The following is a 16976-nucleotide window of genomic DNA, read 5'->3' as shown; positions in this document are numbered from 1 at the left end:
TCAGGTAATGCGGCCGGCCAGAGCGGCACGAACGGCGGGGCTGGCCTGGAGCGCTCCCAGCACCGTGATGGATTCGATGGTTTCTGCGGCCAGCTGCGCAGGCACGTCCTGCGCGATGCTGGCCAAGCCCAGCACCCGGATCTGCAGCTTTTCCCCGGCAGCCTGCACCCGCAGGAGATCGGCCTGGGAGAAATGCTGCATACCCAGGACCAGCATCTTGCGGGCGACGACCTGTTGCAACGCGTCCGCGTGGCTGCGCAGGTGATTGCGTATCGCTGTACGGATGAAATCACTGCGGTTTGCGTAGAAGCCTTCGGCGACCAGCAGGTCGATTTGGCCCAGGTCGACATAGCCCAGATTGATGGTGAGCTTTTCGGATTCGCTCACGCGAGGGGTGGAGGTGGTAGTGGCCATGGAACATCCTTATGCCATCCATATGGATGGCTTCGGGATGGTTTCAAGGCCTAATGTTTCAATTTGGCGTTGCACGTCGTGTGGTGTCCGGTGGACGGGCTCTCCAGCGTGTCCGTTGCCATCATTGCCCTGTCACGTCTGGGCCGTAAGGTGGCCGGGCCGGGCCACCGCGCCCGGCGTTGCTCAGCCATGCGCCAGGAGGCTCCATGCAAGATTTGCAGGCAGGCTCGCCGCACGGCCCTTGCGTTTGGGGCCAGCCCGGCGAACGGTTCAATACCTGGAGTCATCTGGCAGCCCTGCCCGTGGGCCTGGCGGCCAGTGTGGTTCTCATCTGCGAAACGGTGGCCGGCGGCGATGCGCGCAAGATTGTGGGCGCTGTGGTGTTTGGCCTGTCTCTGGCGGCGCTGTTTGGCGCATCGGCCCTCTTTCATGGCTGTACCGGGGTGCGCAAGCGTTTCTGGCAGCGCGTCGACCACGCCTGCATTTACCTGCTGATTGCCGGCAGCCACACGCCCTTTGCCTTGATGGCGCCCCCTGGCTTGTGGGCTTGGCTGCTGCTTGGCGGCGTATGGGGGCTCGCATTCCAGGGTGCGATACGTGCACTGGGTTTCGATTCGCCGCCGCGCCTGTCCCTGTACATCAGCCTTGGCTGGCTCAGCTTGGGGGGCGCGGTGCCCGTGGCCTTTGGCCATGGCGCGCAGACCCTGGCCTGGCTGCTCGCCGGCGGACTGCTCTATTCGGCAGGAACGGTGTTCTACCGTCGTCTGGCGAGCATGCGCCACGCGCACGGCATCTGGCATCTGTTCGTGGTTGCCGGCAGCGCCTGCCATACCGTCGCGGTAGCCGGTTTGCTGGCCTGACCGCCTGCCATTCATGGCTTCGACACCCTGCCGTCCTGATGAGGCTGTTTGCTTACGCAATTTCGGCGGGGCGGACCTCATCGAAAATTCTGGCATGGGCTTAAAACATGGTCGAGGCGGGGTGCATCTATCTCTTCCTCATCTTCGAGGAGAAGGCCATGACTGCATCGATTTCACTGAGGTCACTGCTTGGCAGGCCGCAGGACCCTGATCTTGCCGATCAGGCGGTCCCAGGGCACGGCGTTCCTTCGCAGGACCCCGACCAGGCAGCACAGATTCGAATGGGCAAGGCAGAGGCCTTGCGGGAGTCCAAATCAACCATGGTGGCCGGGTTCATGATTTTTGGCGCAGCACTGGGGTCTGTACTTGGCGCAGCCGTGGGAGGACCGGTTGGAATATTCGTTGGGGGCGCCGTCGGTGGCCTGGTGGGCGCCGGATGCGGGGAGGCGGCTGGAGCCACGTGGATCAAACACAAGGATTGATGGACCGGCCGAATGCAGAAACCCGTCTTTTGCGTCCATTGAAATCAAAAAGGGCCCGAGGGCCCTTTTTCGTTACGGAGCGGCTGGATTACTGCTTCGGTTGCCCTTGATGGGCTTGCTTCTTTTGCTCTTCAGCGGAGCCCGGCTGATGCTGCTTGGGAGCAGTTTGCTGTGGCTGGGGCTTGCTGGGCTGGCCAACGGGCTGCTGGCTTTTGCCTGGCGTATTCTGGGAAACGGACATGTGAAACTCCTATGGTCTTCAAAAGCCAAGATGGCTCCTGAAAGTCCACTGTGTTCCTGGTCCAGGTGATGGGATGTAGTCAAACCGGCCGCAGACAAATTATGTTGTAAGCGTGGCGGCACAAGGGTTTTCGGGGGGCTTTCTGGATGCGGGGGCCCGCAGGGCCAGGCACAGATGCCACTGCCGGTATGTGCGGTACCGCACAGAGCCGGTGGGCCTGGCCCGTAAGATGCAAGAGCTTCATTTCTGCTGTCACCAGACTCTCTTGAAGTGCCGGGATGACTGCACTGGAATTGCCTTTATGCCCTTTTGCGCCGCGTCCACCGGCAATCATTTGCTCGCCTCCTTGCCGCCCGAGCCATGGCAGCGGTGGGAGCCTGCGCTGGAGCCCGTGGAGCTTGCCCTGGGTCAGGTGCTGTATGAAGCGGGCCGGGTCATGAGTCACGTGTACTTTCCCACGACGGCGATCGTCTCCCTGCTGTACGTGATGGAGAACGGTGCGTCGGCGGAGATCGCGGTGGTGGGCAACGAAGGGATTGTGGGCATTTCCCTCTTCATGGGCGGAGGGTCCACGACCAGCAGGGCGGTCGTTCAAAGCGCCGGCAGGGGCTATCGGCTGAAGGTCGGCGCCATGCAGGCGGAGTTCGAGCGCGGTGGCCCGGTCCTTCACCTGTTGCTGCGCTACACGCAGGCGTTGATCACCCAGATGGCCCAGACCGCCGTCTGCAACCGTCACCATTCACTTGACCAGCAGCTTTGCCGCTGGTTGCTGCTGAGCCTGGACCGGCTCCAGGGCACGGACCTGGTGATGACGCAGGAGCTGATCTCCAACATGCTCGGAGTCCGCCGCGAGGGAGTGACCGAGGCCGCGCTGAAGCTGCAGCGCGCCGAGATCATCCGCTATTCGCGTGGCCGCATCAGTGTGCTGGACCGTACGGGCCTGGAGCAGCGCTCCTGCGAGTGCTATGCGGTGGTGAGAAAAGAGTACGACCGGTTGCTGCCGGACATCACGGCTTGCTAGGTCCCGATCGCGGCCTCTTGCACAGGGATGACAAAGCAGCTGTGCGCTGCCAGCTCTGTCCAGCGCAGCCTCTGCGATACCTGGAGCATGACCGCCCCCTCCCCGTCACACCTGGCCGCCAGCGCGTCGGTGCTGCCGCGAATCAGGAGAAAGCGCATGCTGCGGCCCTCCCGTTTCAATACCAGTTCGGCCTGGGGCCAATGGGAAGGAAGGCAAGGGGTGAAGAACAGTTCCCCGGCGTGGATGTGCAGCCCCAGGATGGATTCCACCGCGGCGCGATGCATCCATGCAGCCGAGCCCGTGTACCAGCTCCATCCGCCCCGTCCGACAAAAGGGGGCAGGGTGTATACGTCTGCTGCCATGGCGTAAGGCTCGATGGCGTATTGGCTGCCCCATACGGGATGGCTGGCGCGATGGGCCGGACTCAGGTAGGTGAAGTACCGGTAGGGTGTGTCCTGGAGGCGCTCGCTGCCGGTGGCGGTGGCGGTGGCGGTGGCGTGCGCCGCCTGGCGCAGGGCCAGCGAAGCGGCGGCCATCACGGCCCACGCTCCGGCATGGGTGTACTGCCCGCCGTTTTCCCGCACCCCTGCCGGGTAGGCCTGGATGTAGCCCGCATGCGGAAGGCCATGGACCAGGGGCGGTGCCAGCAGCGGGATCAGGCCTGTATCGGGCTGGACCAGCTCCGTGTCCACCGCTTCCATGGCAATGCGCGGGCGCGAGGTGCCTGCCGTGGTGACCAGGACCGACCAGGCCTGCGCAATCAGATCGATGCGCGCCTCGGGCTGCCGGGCCGAGCCCAGCACCGTGCCGTCATCGAAGAACGCCCGCCGGTACCAGCGCCCATCCCAGCCCGCAACATCCAGGGCCTGGCGCCAGCCGGCCAGGGCTGTCTGCCAGGCGTCGGCACGTGCTTCGTCGCCGCAGCCGCGTGCCTGCGGTATCCAGTCCGTGACGATGGCGCACAGGAACCAGGCGAGCCATACCGATTCGCCCCGGCCTTGGTGACCAACAGCGCTCATGCCATCGTTCCAGTCTCCTGCGCCCATCAGGGGCAGGCCGTGCACGCCCACGGCAAGGCTGCGGTCGATGGCGCGCGCCGCATGCTCGTAGACCGAAGCCGAAACTTCGCTGATGCCCGGTGTTTCGTAGACATCGTCCACGCCGTCGGCAATGGCGGGCGCCTCCAGGAACGGAACCTGCTGCTGCAGCAGCGCCGTGTCGCCAGTGGCCTGGAGATAGTGCGAGCAGGCGAAGGGCAGCCACAGCAGGTCGTCGCTGCAGCGGGTGCGCACGCCGGCACCCGAAGGCGCATGCCACCAGTGCTGCACGTCCCCTTCGAGGAATTGCCGTGAGGCGCACAGCGTGATCTGTTGCCGCAGCACGCCGGGATCGGCCCAGACAAGCGCCATGGCGTCCTGCAATTGGTCGCGGTAACCGGTGGCGCCTCCCGCCTGGTAGAAACCGGCCTTGGACCACAGCCGCGAGGAGACCGTCTGGTAGGGCAGCCAGCGGTTCACAAGCACGTCCATCAGCGGATCGGGCGTGTGGATCTGCGTGGCCTGGAGCAGGCCATCCCAGTAGTCGCTGTTGGCCTGTTCTCGTGCCTGGGGGGCCAGGACGGTGGCTTGCTCCAGCAACTGGCGCGCCGCATCGGGACTCGTTGCATGGCCGATCAGATAGGTCTGCTCCCAGGTCACGCCGGGCCGAAGCGTGGCCAGGCGCGACAGGGCTGCGCAGGGTTCGAGCCCGTATCCGCTGCGCTGCCCCAGCTGTGCCGGGAGCTGCAAATGTCCGTCGGATGCAAAGAACTCGCTGCGGTCGCAGGTCCAGTCAAGGCTGTCGTGCTTTCCCGCGAGGGTGCCTTCGCCGGCATGCGATTCGCAGAAGAAAGCCGTGCCGCCGCCAAAGCCGCCTGCAGCCTCGGTCTGGGTGCATAGCAGGCCCAGAAAGCGCTTGTCGGGCGCCGGTGCCCACAGGGCCATGGTCTCCAGCGTGGCGCGGTCGGCCCGGCGCTCGCCCAGCATCCACTCCACCATGCCCGCCATCCTCAGGTGCATCTTGGAGTTGCCATGGTTGACCACGGTGATGCGCACTTGCTTGACGGCCGTCCTGATGTCCACGCACCAGCGCGCGCGGATGCCCAGGTCGCCGTGGCGGTGGGCGATTTCAGTGAAGCCCTGGCCATGCACCACGCTGTAGCGGGCCTGGGCATGCCCCCAGGCGCTGGGGGGCACGCTCCATGTCTCGCGTGTGCGTCGGTTCTGGAGAAAAAACCACTCGGACGGCATGTCGCAGACGGGATCATTGGACCAGGCCGTGACCTGATTGAGCCGGCTGTTGATCGCCCAGGTATTGCCTGCGCCGCTTTCGGATATCTGCCCTCCGAAGCCGGGGTTGGCCAGGACGTTGATCCAGGGCCTGCCCGGACGCCGGGATGCGCTGACATCGAATTGGAAGTGGCCATGGTCGCCGAGGAACTGTCCGGTCGATGCGGGGACAGCCGAGCCCCGGCTTGGCTGGACCGGTATTTTCTGGGGCAGATGCGCTGTGCGCCGCCGGCTGGCCTGGGCCTCGAACTGCTCGCTCCAGGCATGGATCTGTTGCAGCAATGCACGGCCATCGGCATGCAGGCGCACACATGCCAGGCGCTCCAGGCAGGCTGCCTGCGCGGGGGTGAGCGTGTCCTGGCCCAGGACATGAAAGCCTGTCGTGCTGAGCCCTGGGCGGGCGTTGCCGGCCGCCTCAAGCTGTTCGCCGATGGCGTTCAGCTCGGCCTGCACCGGCATGTAGTAGGAGTGGAACTCGCTGCTGAGCACGACCAGGTCGCAGGCCACGCCAGCGCGCGACCATTCGCCCAGGGCCTGTCCCAGTATGCGCAGCAGGCCCAGGCCCTGGGGCGCCGCGGCACTCACCACGATGATCGGCCTGTCGCCCGAAAGGCCCAACTGCCACAGCACGCGCCGGTCCTGGATCTGCGGCAGGCGGACGGCGCCTGCGCGATGCGGGTGCAGGCCGGGCTGCAGCTTGGGCAGGGTGAACATCAGCGCCGTGCCCAGCAGTTGCAGTGCCGGCAGGTACTCGGGCCGGGGCCGGTGCTGCAGGGCATCCTGGCCCTGCGCCAAGGTGGCGGAGATCACGGAGGTGCGCTCCACATAGCTGGGCTGGCGGTACTTGTCCAGGATGGCCATGAGGGTGCTGGCACTGTCGCAGGCGGCCGTCGCAAACACCACGCTCACTTGTCCGCCAGGGCCCACGCGCATGCGCACGCCCAGCACGGCGACGGGATCCAGGCCGGTGTCCAGCGCGACAGCTTCACCCGGTGCGGGCTCCAGGCACGCCTGCGGCTGGCTGGCCGCGTGATTGCGGCCGGCCCATTTCGCCCGATCGCTCTGGTAGCGCAGGCCCAGGACCTCCCCCTGCGTGCCGGCCACGAAATGGGCCATCTGCACCACCTTCTCCTCCTTGTGGCGGGCAACCCGCTCAAAACGCATGCCCTGCTGCTGCGCCAGCCAGTGCGCCTTCACGAACATGCTGGAGAACGCCGGGTGGGCCTCGTCCGCGCCCGCGCCGGCCAGGACCACCTCCATGGCCGATATCAGCTCCACGTCCATGGGCAGGTTACCCAGGTTGTTCAGCACGACCTTGCGCAGCTCGATATCGTCTTCAGGGCTGATCCAGACCGTGGTGCGCACACGCCATTGCGGCCAGCGGGCATCGAAGCACATGCGGTCCGGGTGGAACGTGCTGGTGTAGGCCGCCTGCGGATCGGGTGCCGGGCTGCGGGTCACGGACACCGGGGCGCTGTCCCTGTCCGTTCGCAGGTAGACAAAGCTCCCGTGCGCATCGCGCAGCAGGTCGTCGCGCCAGCGCGTGATGTGGGTGTTGCCCAGGCGGCTCCATCCGGCTCCGTTGGCGCGCAATGCAACGCTGTAGCGCCCATTGCTCAGCAAGAGGGTCGGCTCCAGGGCCCGGGCCCCCGGGACGACGGTGCGGATCGCGTTGGCAGGCCTTCGGGACTGGGCATGCAAAAAGGGTGCGGCCAGCGCGCCGGGCCTCAGGCCTGCAAGCTCGCGGGGGGTGCGCTCCTGCAGCAGAGTGGACATGGCCTGGATGCGGGGGTGGTCAGAGCCCCAGCGCTGTGCAACCCCTTGCAGCAGCACATTGGCCAGGGCCACGATGGTCATGCCCTGGTGATGGGCCATGTAGGTGCTGACGAGCGTGAACCTTCCGCCATGGATTTGCCGTGCGGCAGAAAAGTCCAGGGCCTCGTAGAAGCCATAGCGCCCGCGCGCAGCCAGGGCGGCCAGCGCGCGGAAGTTCGCGCACGCAGGTACCGCCGCCACCTGGCAGGCCAGCGCCGTGGCGTAGGGGGCGATGACTTTCTCTGCCATCGGCGTGCGGCGCAGTGCCAGGCAGGGCACTCCCTGGGAGGCGTACTGGTAGGCCAGCGACTGGTCGCGCGCCGCATAGGCGCTTTCCGACATACCCCAGGGAATGCCCAGGCCCTTGGCAAAAGCCATCTGTTCGCGCAGTGCGCAGCGGTTGGCCTCGTCCAGCGCGCTGCCCGCTGGCTCCACTGCCACCAGCGAAGGCATCAGGTACTCGAACATGGACCCCGACCAGGACCGCAAAATCGCGTTGCGGCCATGGGCGAAGAACGGCCGGCCCAACGCCTTCCAGTGCCTGGCGGGAAGGTCGCCCTTGGCAATGGCCAGCAAGCTGGTGGTGCGGGACTCGGAGGCCAGCAGGTCGTAGAACGATGCGTCGAGTTGCTGCTCCTCGAGCCGGTAGCCTATGTGCAGCAATTGCCGCCGCGGGTCGAGCAGGAAACGGAAATCCGCATCCCACGCCAGCTGTTCCAGGGTGTGGGCCATCGTCCGCAGGCGCAGGGAGATCGCATCTTGCTGCCCCGCGCCGACGGCGCTGACGTCCAGGGCCGCCGACTGCAGGGTGGCCAGCAGGTCGGCCAGCAGCCATGGCAAGGGGTCCTGCGGCCCGGGCGGGGTGTCGGCCACGGCCCCAGGTTCCGGCAGATCGAGCGCGTGAAGCTCCGCAAAGGCGTCGCGCAGCAATCCCTGCAGCATCATCTGGGCCGATATGTCTGCGGGATCGGCCAGGGGGCTGTCCAGCAATTGGCCGATAGCCGTCTGCTGCAGCGGGCGCTGCAACAGGCGCGCTGCGCCCGCCAGGCAGGGTTTCAACCGGCGCCTGGCCGCATGGATCGCCTGCTGGCTGGCCGCAGGATCCAGCGGGGCGCGGGCCAGCTCAAGGCAGGCGCGGGATATGGCAAGCAGATGGGCTCCCAGGTTGCCGCTGTCCACGGTGGAGACATAGCGAGGCAGCAGCGGCTGCAGGCTCTGGGTGTCATACCAGTTGAGGAAGTGGCCGTTGTGGCGCTCCATCCTGGCCAGCGTGGCCGAGGTCGCTTCCAGGCGCATCAGCAGATCCTGGGTGCCGATCCAGCCGAACTGCCGCGCACAGGCGGCGCTGAGCAGATAAAGGCCGATGTTGGTGGGAGAGGTGCGGTGGGCGAGCACCTCGAACGGCGCCGTCTGAAGGTTGTCCGGGGGCAGGTGGTTGTCGCCTTCGCCCACGCAGCGCTCGAAAAGCCGCCAGGTGTCACGCGCAATGTCCTGCAGCAGTTCGCGGTCTGTGGTCTGCAGCCCTGCATGGCTGAAAGGGGCCCGCCACGGGGCATTGCACAGCCAGACCAGGGCCGGGGTGAAAACCCAGGCGGACAGCAGCAGCCATGCCGCGGCTGGCAGCGGGGCGGGCAGCAGCCACAGGGCCGCCAGCAGCGCAAGCGCGAGCACGGTGCTGTGCCAGTGCCTTGACAAGGCCGGCGCCCAGCCGGGCCGGATGGCGGCATGGGATGCTTCGGCGGTGGTCCATTCCAGCAGATGCCTTTTGCTTACGGCCATGCGGTACAGCGTGCGGGCCACGGCATCCGCGTGGAGCATGGCCTGCGGCAGCAGTTGCGCCAGGTACCACGCGCCGGACAGTGCCACCTGCAGCAACTGCCGTGCGCACTGCAGGGCGAAGCGGCTGCCCACGAATCGCGCATGGTGCGGAAGGGCACCGGCGATGGCGCCTATCAACGGCCCGGTGATGCAGGCCGCCGCCGCCAGTGCCAGGGACAAAGGCAGGGCCAGGCCATGTCCTGCCATGGACAGCACGATCAGCAGCAGCGACACGGGCGCAACCAGGGAGCGGCGCAGGTTGTCGAACAGCTTCCATCGGTGGATGGCCGCCAGTTGCCAGTACCTGCCGTGCCACAGCACGGGCAGCAATTGCCAGTCCCCGCGCACCCAGCGATGCAGCCGGGCTGCTGCCGTGTCGCTGTGCAGCGGGTCCGACTCCATCACGGTCACATCGGAGATCGCCGCGCAGCGGGCCAGCGAGCCTTCCAGCAGGTCATGGCTGAGGATGCGGTCCTCGGGCAGGCGCTGCGACAGCACGGCGTGCAGGGCCTGCACATGGAGAAGGCCCTTGCCGATGAAACTGCCTTCTCCAAAGAGGTCCTGGTACACATCCGAAGTGGCTGCGCTGTAGGGGTCCATGCCCCGCTGTCCGGAAAAAAGCCACTGCCAGGCAGAGGTTTGCCGCGTCTGCGGCAAGGGCGACACCACGTGCGGCTGCAGGATGCCGTAGCCGCGTATGACCTTGCGCCCGGTGGCATCCAGTTCAGGCTGGTTGTGCGGGTGCTCGGCGATGCCTACCAAGGCCCTGACCTGGCCCGGCGGCAGTTCGGTGTCGCTGTCCAGCGTCAGCACATAGCGCACGCCGGCAGGCAGGTCGGACAGTACGCCCATCTCCAGGAAGGGGGCTGGCATTTCCGTCGCCAGCGCGGCCACCAGTTGCTCGAGCTTGCCGCGCTTGCGCTCCCAGCCCATCCACAGGCCCTGCGTCGCGCTGAAGGACCGGGGGCGGTGCAGCAGCAAAAAGCGCTGCGCCTGGCCCTCGCCGGCGGGGTAGCGCAGGTTGAGCGCCTGTATCTGTTCGCGTGCCTGCGCGAGCAGCGGCTCATCGTCGGCCGTGCCCTGCCGGTCCGCATCCGCCCAATCGCTCAGCAGCGCGAAATGGACACAGTGCTCGGGATTGGCGAGATAGTGCAGCTGCAGGCGGTGTGCCAGTTCGGAGATGGCAGCCGGCTTGCTCAGCAGCGCAGGAATGACGACCAGGGTGCGCGCCGAGGGGCCGATCCCCTCCTTCAAGAGAAAGCGCGGCAGATGCGCTGGAGTTGCGGACTCGCATATGAGCCGGTTCACCAGGGCCAAAACCGCCTCGGAGGCCGGGAAAAACATGAGCAGTCCCAGCAGGGCCAGGCCTGCATGGCCCACCCATGCGTCCAGCGGGCCCAGGGGCCCCAGCGGACCCTGCATCGCGGCGGCATTGCCTGCGCCGTTGAGGTGCAGCATCCATGCCACCAGGGCCAGCGAAGCTGCCACAACGGCGCCGATGTAGGTGACCGTGCGCGACACCAGGAGGATGGCATACCAGCGGTCCGACAGGGGCCGTCGCGCGCCGAACATGTCCTCCAGTTGGGCGCGTCCCTCGCCCTGCAGCCAGTACCCGGCCAGTTGGGCTGCGCCCTGCGACTGGCCCATCAACCGGATGAGGGCCCTGGCCACGGCGGCCTCGGAGCGATCAGGGCTGCGCGCGGCCAGGCGCTCTATGCCATGCAGCGTAGTGTTGCGGCTGGCATCGTCCTCGGCCAGGAAAACGGGCGAGGCTTGCAGTGCGCGCACGACCAGGCTGGTCCTGCCCACGATACCGGGCCAGTCTCCGGCGCCCACCAGCCGCAGCGAGGCCACCGCATTGCCCACGCTCAGGTGGTCGGCCGCGCTGTCGGCATGCTGCTGAATCTGCAGTGCCGCCAGATCGGGCACTGCACTGCGCAGCCACTCTTCGATCTGCATGTACGCGCCGTCGCTGAAGACCGAGCGATGCCCAAAGAGTGTTTGCGCCAGATGGGACAGGAAGACCTGGCCTACACCGCGCAATTGCATCAAGCGGTGGATTTCGTGGAAGCCGACGGCATCGAGCCTGTCGATATGGCCCGCAGCCAGTGTGGCCACCTCCTTGGCCGCCGCCTGGCACGCAATCCGCTCCGCCAGGCGCCTCAAATTCTCGACCAGAATCACCCGCAGCGTGGTGGGCAGCGCCCAGAGCTCACCCTGGCTGAGTTCGCTCTTGTTCTGGTATGCGTCAAGAAAACAGGTCAATAGCGATTCATCGAAGGCACCATCGGTGTGGGCGACAAAGGACCATGCCACCTGGTAGATGCGTGGAAGGCCTGTGAGCGGGGCCTCCTGCAAGACGGGCAGCGAGCGGTAGTAGCGGGTGGAAAGGCCTTCGCTGATCTCCCGCAGCTGATCCTCGATCAGGTGGAAATTGTCGAAAAGCCACTCTGCGCCGGATCCCAGCTCATGGCCCTCCTGGTGCAGGCCGGCGATGTACCTGAATGAGGTGCGCAGGGATCTGAGATTGTTTTCAAGACGTGGATAGAACGTCGCCTGGCCAAAACGGGGGCGGCCCACGGCATGCGCGCCCCCCAGGGTCATCCCATACTGTTCAAAGTATGCGCAGCCAAAAAGCTCCGACCTGATGGGTGCCAGGACTTCTCCATGGCGGGCATCCAGCAGGTGGCTGATATGTGGCGGTATCCATTTCCAGCGCTTGCGCATTTGCATTCATGGCTTCCGGGCAGCGCACTACAGAGCAAGCCACACGACGGCGGCCAGGGTTGCGATCAGCAGCATTCCCGTCAGCGTGCGCTCGCCCAGCATGCGGTGGATGGCCGTGAATCCCGTCCAAAGCGCGAGCAATGGCCTTCTCAGCGCATCGCAGTGCGCCAGGTGCTCGGTGAGCATGAGGCGATCCATCTGCGACAGGCTGGCAGGCCCGCCGACGCAGGAGGTGTCCCAGGTCGGGACGAGGTTGGAAAAGCGGGGCATGGGCGGAACTCCTGGTGCGGATTGCGCGGATGCAATCCCTTGGACACATGCCCTCTTGTAGGGGGCGCAGGCCGCGGCGTCTGTGCGCAGACGAACATTCACGGGCAACACGCGGCGATGTGCCCTACCGCACCGACGGCGATGTGCGAACAGGCCACTGTGGGATGGCATGGCAGGCACAGCGCAGCGCGTGGGTGCGGTGGACGGCGTTCCTGACCAGGGCGGGCAGCCTCCGCGCCATGCGCCAGTCCACTACGTTTCAAAGAGGTTCTCCCATGAAAAAAATCAAGGTCAATGCGCTCGCCCTGGCGGCGACAGTCCTGCTGATGGGCCTGGCCGGCTGCGGCAATATGTCCAAAAGGGATCAAAGCACGGCGATCGGTGCGGGTGCAGGAGCGATCGGCGGGGCCGTGCTCACAGGAGGCAGCGCTGTGGGAACGGTCGGTGGTGCTGCGGTCGGTGGAGTCATCGGCAACCAGGTCGGCAAGGACAAGAAGTAAACCGTGCCATGCAGGCTTGGCATCCTGCATGGTCATGCAGAAATCGCTGGCGGATCAAGGGCTTGTCTGTGAAATGGTGAAGGCGATATTCATCTTCCGGATCTGCGAATCATCCGTTTCCCTCAAGCATGGCGAATTCTGAGGAACACCATGGCTCAAAGGTATCCAAGGCACATCGGATCAAGAAGAACAGGTGCTTTTTTTGCAGACGAAGCAGGCCTTCGCCCCCACGCCATCCAGTCGGATTTCGAGCGAAATCACTGGCTGGGCGTCTCCGTGGAAAATCGAATGCGCAAGGGGCTTGAAGCCTGTTTGCAAGGCCTGCAGCGGCAATGCGATTCACTGCGCGAGGAGTTGCACAACACGCGTATCGCCCTGGGAAAGGCGCATTTCGAGCTTGACAGGACCAAGGCGGATGAACGCGCAGCGCATCACCTGGCGACACATGACCATCTGACCTCCCTGCCGAACAGGTTCTCATTCCTGGATCGGCTTTCCAGAGCGATCGGCTTTGCCATGCCCCAGGCCATTCCCATCGCGGTGTTGTATATGGATCTGGATGGCTTCAAGACAATCAACGATCTCCATGGCCACAGTGCAGGAGATGAAGTCCTCAAGGTCGTATCGGGCCGCCTGAGATCCTTCATCCGCCGCGAGGATCTGGTGTGCAGGCTGGGAGGCGACGAGTTCGCATGCCTGCTGGAGCCCTCTCCGGAAATGGAGCAGCTGCGCGCCTTGGCCAGAATGATCTGCAGGGAAATAGCCAACCCCATTCACTGCAACGGGCTGGAGCTGAAAGTGGAGGCCAGCATGGGCATCGTGATCGCACACGAATGGCCTGTGTCTGCGGAGCAATTGATTGCTGATGCGGATCGCGCCATGTATCGGGCCAAGCGCATGCGCAGCGGCTATCAGTTCAGTGTTTTTGAGGGCACTTAGGCCCGCCCCGTAAGCAGCAATACCACGACCACCACCACCAGCAGGCTTATCGCAATGCTGGGAGCGTATCCCCAGCTACGGCTGTGGGGCCATGAAGGCAGAGCGCCTACAAGCACCAGGATCAGGACGATTAGAAGAATGGTGGTCAGACTCATGATGCTCTCCAAGGCGCTTTGCAATGCACGGCGTAGAGTTGCATTGCATCGTGTTTCCAAGCGATGGTCTGTGCGCTGGCGCACGTCCTTGGATTTTTGACTTGTTGACTTTTGGCCTTTCAGGCCGGGGCGCCCATGATTCTTGAATAGATTTGTCTGTCTGCCGCGTAGCAGCTGCACGCCCTGTTTTCCAGCGCTGCGCGGTTCAATACCATCATCTCACCACGTTTGTAGGCAATCATGCCGTCGTTCTGAAATCTGCTGGCGATGTTGGTGATGCTGACACGCCGTACGCCCAGTATCAATGCCATGAATTGCTGTGTGACATGAAAGCTGCCGGCACATCGGTCGCTGCTCATCAACAGCCATCGGGCCAGACGGGAGGCTGCCGTATGGTAGTTCAGGCAGACTGTGAAACGTGCCTGTTGATGCAAGCGCACAAGTATGAATTTTTTAATCAGTTCACCGAGCATGGGGATCTCTGTGCACTGCTTTTCTAAATCCGTGCGGCTTATTCGCCAGCAGGTACCAGATTGCTGTACCAAGATCTTCCAAGGAAGAGGTGTTGCATGGCCTAGAATGATTTCTGACCCGACCATCGCCTCATTCCCTACCATGCCTATTCCCAGGGAATGTCCCAGGGAATGGTTGCTGTTGATTTCCATGACCAAAGAGATGCATCCGCTTTCAGGAAAGTAAGCGTGCTCCAAAGGGTTGCCTGCTTTGCTCAATTCTGATAATGCGATCAATTCGAAGATTTCACAGTGCTCAACAAAGTGATCTGCCGATGCAGGATAAAGCAGGCGTATTATCCTGTTTTCAATATTGGCATGATTGGCGCCCGAATTTTTCATACAATTCCAATGAAATGAGTTTCGTTCATTTCTCGTGATGGATACCTCGATGACTGACGCTGAAGCCGGGTCATCAGATAATTTTTCTGTTCAAGCAGGCCGCACTATTGATCATGGTGCTTTTTTGATTCCATGTATGTGCGGCTGCGTACGCAAAGCCCGCTGCCGGGAAAGCGGCTTTTTCATATGAAAATCAGTTCTGCTGCCGAATCCGAGATGAGGTCATTTAATTGCGCATCCAGAATATTTTTTCCATGATGTGCGCTGGCGAACAGAAAAATAGCAAAAATAGATCCAAAAATAACGCTGGCCGGCCTACGCAACTAAAAAAACGAAGAAATGCCACGCACGGAAGGCGCCATGACCGCCAATTCAAAAATCTCGGAACTTGGGCGCCGGCAGCGCCTTGCAGAACAACCAGCGAGTGACCGGTCTTGACCGTTGCAGCCACTCACGCACTGCGCCGTGAATGTCGCAGGTCAGCCTGAAGCAGCCAACCCAGGCGGGCGTCGCAAACAGCCGCTCCTGGCCGAACCAGCCCCCGATCACCCCATCCCAAAATCCACCCACCCCATCCCCATCCCCCGATTCACATGCCGCTGCCCACCCACCGCCAACTCCGAATCCAGCGTGGCCAAAGCAACAGAGATCCAGGAGCCCTCTGCGTAATGCGCGCTGTGCCACGTCAGCGATGAGCCGCATTGCTGGCAAAAGCAGCGCGTGATGCCGGGCGATGAGGCAAAGGAGCGCAATTGCTCCTGGCCCTGAGTGAAGACAAGGTCCTTGACCGGCACGCTGCCGTAGGTGGCGAATGCGGCGCCGTGGGCCTTCTGGCAGATGCGGCAGTGGCAGTGCGACACGGCCTTGGGGCTGGACCGCAGTTTATAGGCGATGGCGCCGCACAGGCAGCTGCCGGTCAGGGCAAGAGGGGGGCTATCCGGGGCATTGCTCATGGTCAGTCGGGCGCAAAAAAGGCGCATGCAATTGTGCATGCGCCCCAATGCCGCGAGAGGGACGCGCGGCAACCCCAGGAGTCATCCGTTTCGTCAGTCGCCGATGACCTGCAGCCCGCTGCCGTCCCCATGCGCCTGCAGGCACATTCTTCCGAGGTCGTTGAGAAAGCGCAGCACGGGCATCTCGCCCACGCAGGCGGGGATGGCGGCCATGATGTCGTTGTGCAGTTCCAGCAGCTGGTCGGAGGCCACGAACATGGCGGCGGATTCGCCGTAGTAGTGCCGCCAGAAGTCCTGCAGCAGGCCGTGGCGGGCCTTGCCTACGACCAGGGGATAGCCGTTTTCCCAGACCTGTGCGTCCATGGAAAGGCTGGCCAGGCCAGGGTCAACAGGCCGCGCGCTGGCGGGGATCAACAGTACACGTCGCATGTCCATGCTCATTTGCGTCTTCCAGGTGCGCCAGTGGACTCGGGCAACCCGGTCCGTGAGGAGGGTGAGAGGGTTCGCACCTCAGGCGGCAAGAACCGGTTCCCACTTTATTCACGTGTGCACAACAAGAAAATTACAGCTGATTACATGCGGCTAGCGATGCGCCGTGTGCCTGCCGTTCTCCGTTCCAGTTCGCCGTTCAGGCGCTGCGCGCCCCGCCTTCGATCTCGAACGGAAAGTCCCCGAAGCGCAGGCTGCCGCGCCGCCGCTCCACCAGGGCGGGCGAGGCGGCGCATTCGGGCAGGGCGCTGAGGATCTGGTGCTTGGCGCGGAAGATCTGGATGTTCACGTACGAGGGCTCCACGCCCAGCATGCGTGAGAGTGCCTCCAGTTCTATCCAGCCCTGGCTTGCGGGGGCCAGGCCTTTTTCTGCGTCCTGCTGGCGCACGCGGGCCAGGGTGACCAGGGTGTAGTGGTGTATGCGTTCGCCCAGCGCAATGGGCTTGCCGTCGCTCATGACGGTCAGGCTGGCGTGCTCTTCGTTCTGGCTGACGGTGAAGCGAAAGGACACTTCCGGCGGCTTGGGCGCACGCGGGTCGAAGCTGCTTTCCCGCGTGGATTCCAGGTCGTCGCATTGCACGAATTCCCAGCTGCCTGCGGAGGTGTGGACCATGGCACCATCGACCAGGGGCTCGGTGCCGTCGCCGGACTCCTGCAGCCAGCGGCCGTCCTCGAAGAAGACGTTGGCTTCGGGCTCCTGCGCGTCGGGCAGCAGGGTGCCGCGCGGGTTCAGGGCCAGGGGGCCGTCCTGGGGCAGTCCCGGGCCGGGGCTCAGGCAGGTGATGGGCGGTCCCAGGTCTTCCACGGTCCAGGCCGCTTCTGCGCCTTCGCCCATGCTGAGCTTGGCGCCCACCGCCAAAACGGTCCAGCGGCCGGCGACCAGGCGCACGCCGTTGAGCATGGTGCCGTTGCGGCTCTGGTCCACGATTTCCCAGGTCTGCCGGTTCCAGCGGAACAGTGCGTGGACCTGGGAGACGTCGGGCGCCTTCATGACGGTCTGGCAGACCGAGGGGTGGCGGCCGAAGGTATGCAGGGGCCGCAGCACGACGATGCGGCCGTCGAGTTGGTTACGAAAGAGGGCCATCGCCTCGAATTCTCCTTGGGGCTTGTG

General features: G+C 64.3%; 14 protein-coding genes. 5 read left to right on the top strand and 9 right to left on the bottom strand.

The window, feature by feature from the left end; genetic code table 11:
* Nucleotides 1-414: a CopG family transcriptional regulator gene (locus tag A4F85_RS03080; RefSeq protein ID WP_034394959.1), complete on the bottom strand. Its 414-nt coding sequence runs from the start codon at nt 412-414 to the stop codon at nt 1-3.
* 206 nt (nt 415-620) lie between these two features.
* On the opposite strand from A4F85_RS03080, the gene trhA reads away from it, so the two are divergent.
* Nucleotides 621-1274, top strand: coding sequence for a PAQR family membrane homeostasis protein TrhA (gene trhA / locus A4F85_RS03075; protein WP_063325619.1), 654 nt, complete (start codon nt 621-623; stop codon nt 1272-1274).
* 158 nt (nt 1275-1432) lie between these two features.
* Nucleotides 1433-1756, top strand: a complete 324-nt coding sequence (locus A4F85_RS03070) for a hypothetical protein (RefSeq protein WP_071957174.1) — start codon at nt 1433-1435, stop codon at nt 1754-1756.
* A gap of 88 nt (nt 1757-1844) precedes the next feature.
* On the opposite strand, the gene A4F85_RS30225 is transcribed toward A4F85_RS03070, so the two are convergent.
* A complete protein-coding gene (locus A4F85_RS30225) occupies nt 1845-1997 on the bottom strand; it encodes a hypothetical protein (protein WP_013801894.1) in 153 nt (50 codons plus the stop codon).
* 301 nt (nt 1998-2298) lie between these two features.
* Between A4F85_RS30225 and A4F85_RS03065 the strand changes: the two genes are divergently transcribed.
* Nucleotides 2299-3018: a Crp/Fnr family transcriptional regulator gene (locus A4F85_RS03065; protein WP_063325618.1), complete on the top strand. Its 720-nt coding sequence runs from the start codon at nt 2299-2301 to the stop codon at nt 3016-3018.
* On the opposite strand, the gene A4F85_RS03060 is transcribed toward A4F85_RS03065, so the two are convergent.
* Both A4F85_RS03060 and A4F85_RS03055 read right to left on the bottom strand, forming a co-directional pair.
* Nucleotides 3015-11711, bottom strand: coding sequence for a GH36-type glycosyl hydrolase domain-containing protein (locus A4F85_RS03060; RefSeq protein WP_063325617.1), 8697 nt, complete (start codon nt 11709-11711; stop codon nt 3015-3017). The genes A4F85_RS03065 and A4F85_RS03060 overlap by 4 nt on opposite strands.
* A gap of 21 nt (nt 11712-11732) precedes the next feature.
* Nucleotides 11733-11975, bottom strand: a complete 243-nt coding sequence (locus A4F85_RS03055; protein ID WP_013801897.1) for a hypothetical protein — start codon at nt 11973-11975, stop codon at nt 11733-11735.
* 275 nt (nt 11976-12250) lie between these two features.
* Here A4F85_RS03055 and A4F85_RS03050 point away from each other — a divergent pair, with 275 nt between their 5' ends.
* Nucleotides 12251-12475 (top strand): glycine zipper 2TM domain-containing protein, encoded by a 225-nt coding sequence (locus tag A4F85_RS03050; protein WP_013801898.1) that lies wholly within the window; start codon nt 12251-12253, stop codon nt 12473-12475.
* Between the two features lie 150 nt (nt 12476-12625).
* Nucleotides 12626-13414: a GGDEF domain-containing protein gene (locus A4F85_RS03045; RefSeq protein WP_080736917.1), complete on the top strand. Its 789-nt coding sequence runs from the start codon at nt 12626-12628 to the stop codon at nt 13412-13414.
* Here the strand turns inward: A4F85_RS03045 and A4F85_RS03040 are convergent.
* From A4F85_RS03040 to A4F85_RS03020, 5 genes are all read right to left on the bottom strand, one after another.
* A complete protein-coding gene (locus tag A4F85_RS03040) occupies nt 13411-13569 on the bottom strand; it encodes a DUF3309 family protein (protein ID WP_034398712.1) in 159 nt (52 codons plus the stop codon). The two genes, A4F85_RS03045 and A4F85_RS03040, sit on opposite strands and share 4 nt — an antisense overlap.
* Before the next feature lie 119 nt (nt 13570-13688).
* Nucleotides 13689-14423 carry a Crp/Fnr family transcriptional regulator gene (locus A4F85_RS03035; protein WP_063325616.1) on the bottom strand — a complete coding sequence of 245 codons (735 nt, stop codon included), beginning with the start codon at nt 14421-14423 and terminating at the stop codon, nt 13689-13691.
* A 545-nt stretch (nt 14424-14968) separates the two neighbouring features.
* Nucleotides 14969-15376, bottom strand: a complete 408-nt coding sequence (locus A4F85_RS03030; protein ID WP_063325615.1) for a GFA family protein — start codon at nt 15374-15376, stop codon at nt 14969-14971.
* Nucleotides 15377-15469: 93 nt separating this feature from the next.
* Nucleotides 15470-15805 carry a hypothetical protein gene (locus tag A4F85_RS03025; protein ID WP_223275358.1) on the bottom strand — a complete coding sequence of 112 codons (336 nt, stop codon included), beginning with the start codon at nt 15803-15805 and terminating at the stop codon, nt 15470-15472.
* 199 nt (nt 15806-16004) lie between these two features.
* Nucleotides 16005-16949 (bottom strand): FHA domain-containing protein, encoded by a 945-nt coding sequence (locus A4F85_RS03020; RefSeq protein WP_063325614.1) that lies wholly within the window; start codon nt 16947-16949, stop codon nt 16005-16007.
* Nucleotides 16950-16976: the final 27 nt, after the last annotated feature.

Source organism: Delftia sp. GW456-R20 (assembly GCF_001622915.1).
Lineage (GTDB): Bacteria > Pseudomonadota > Gammaproteobacteria > Burkholderiales > Burkholderiaceae_C > Comamonas > Comamonas acidovorans.
This window is presented reverse-complemented; position numbering and strand designations above follow the sequence as displayed.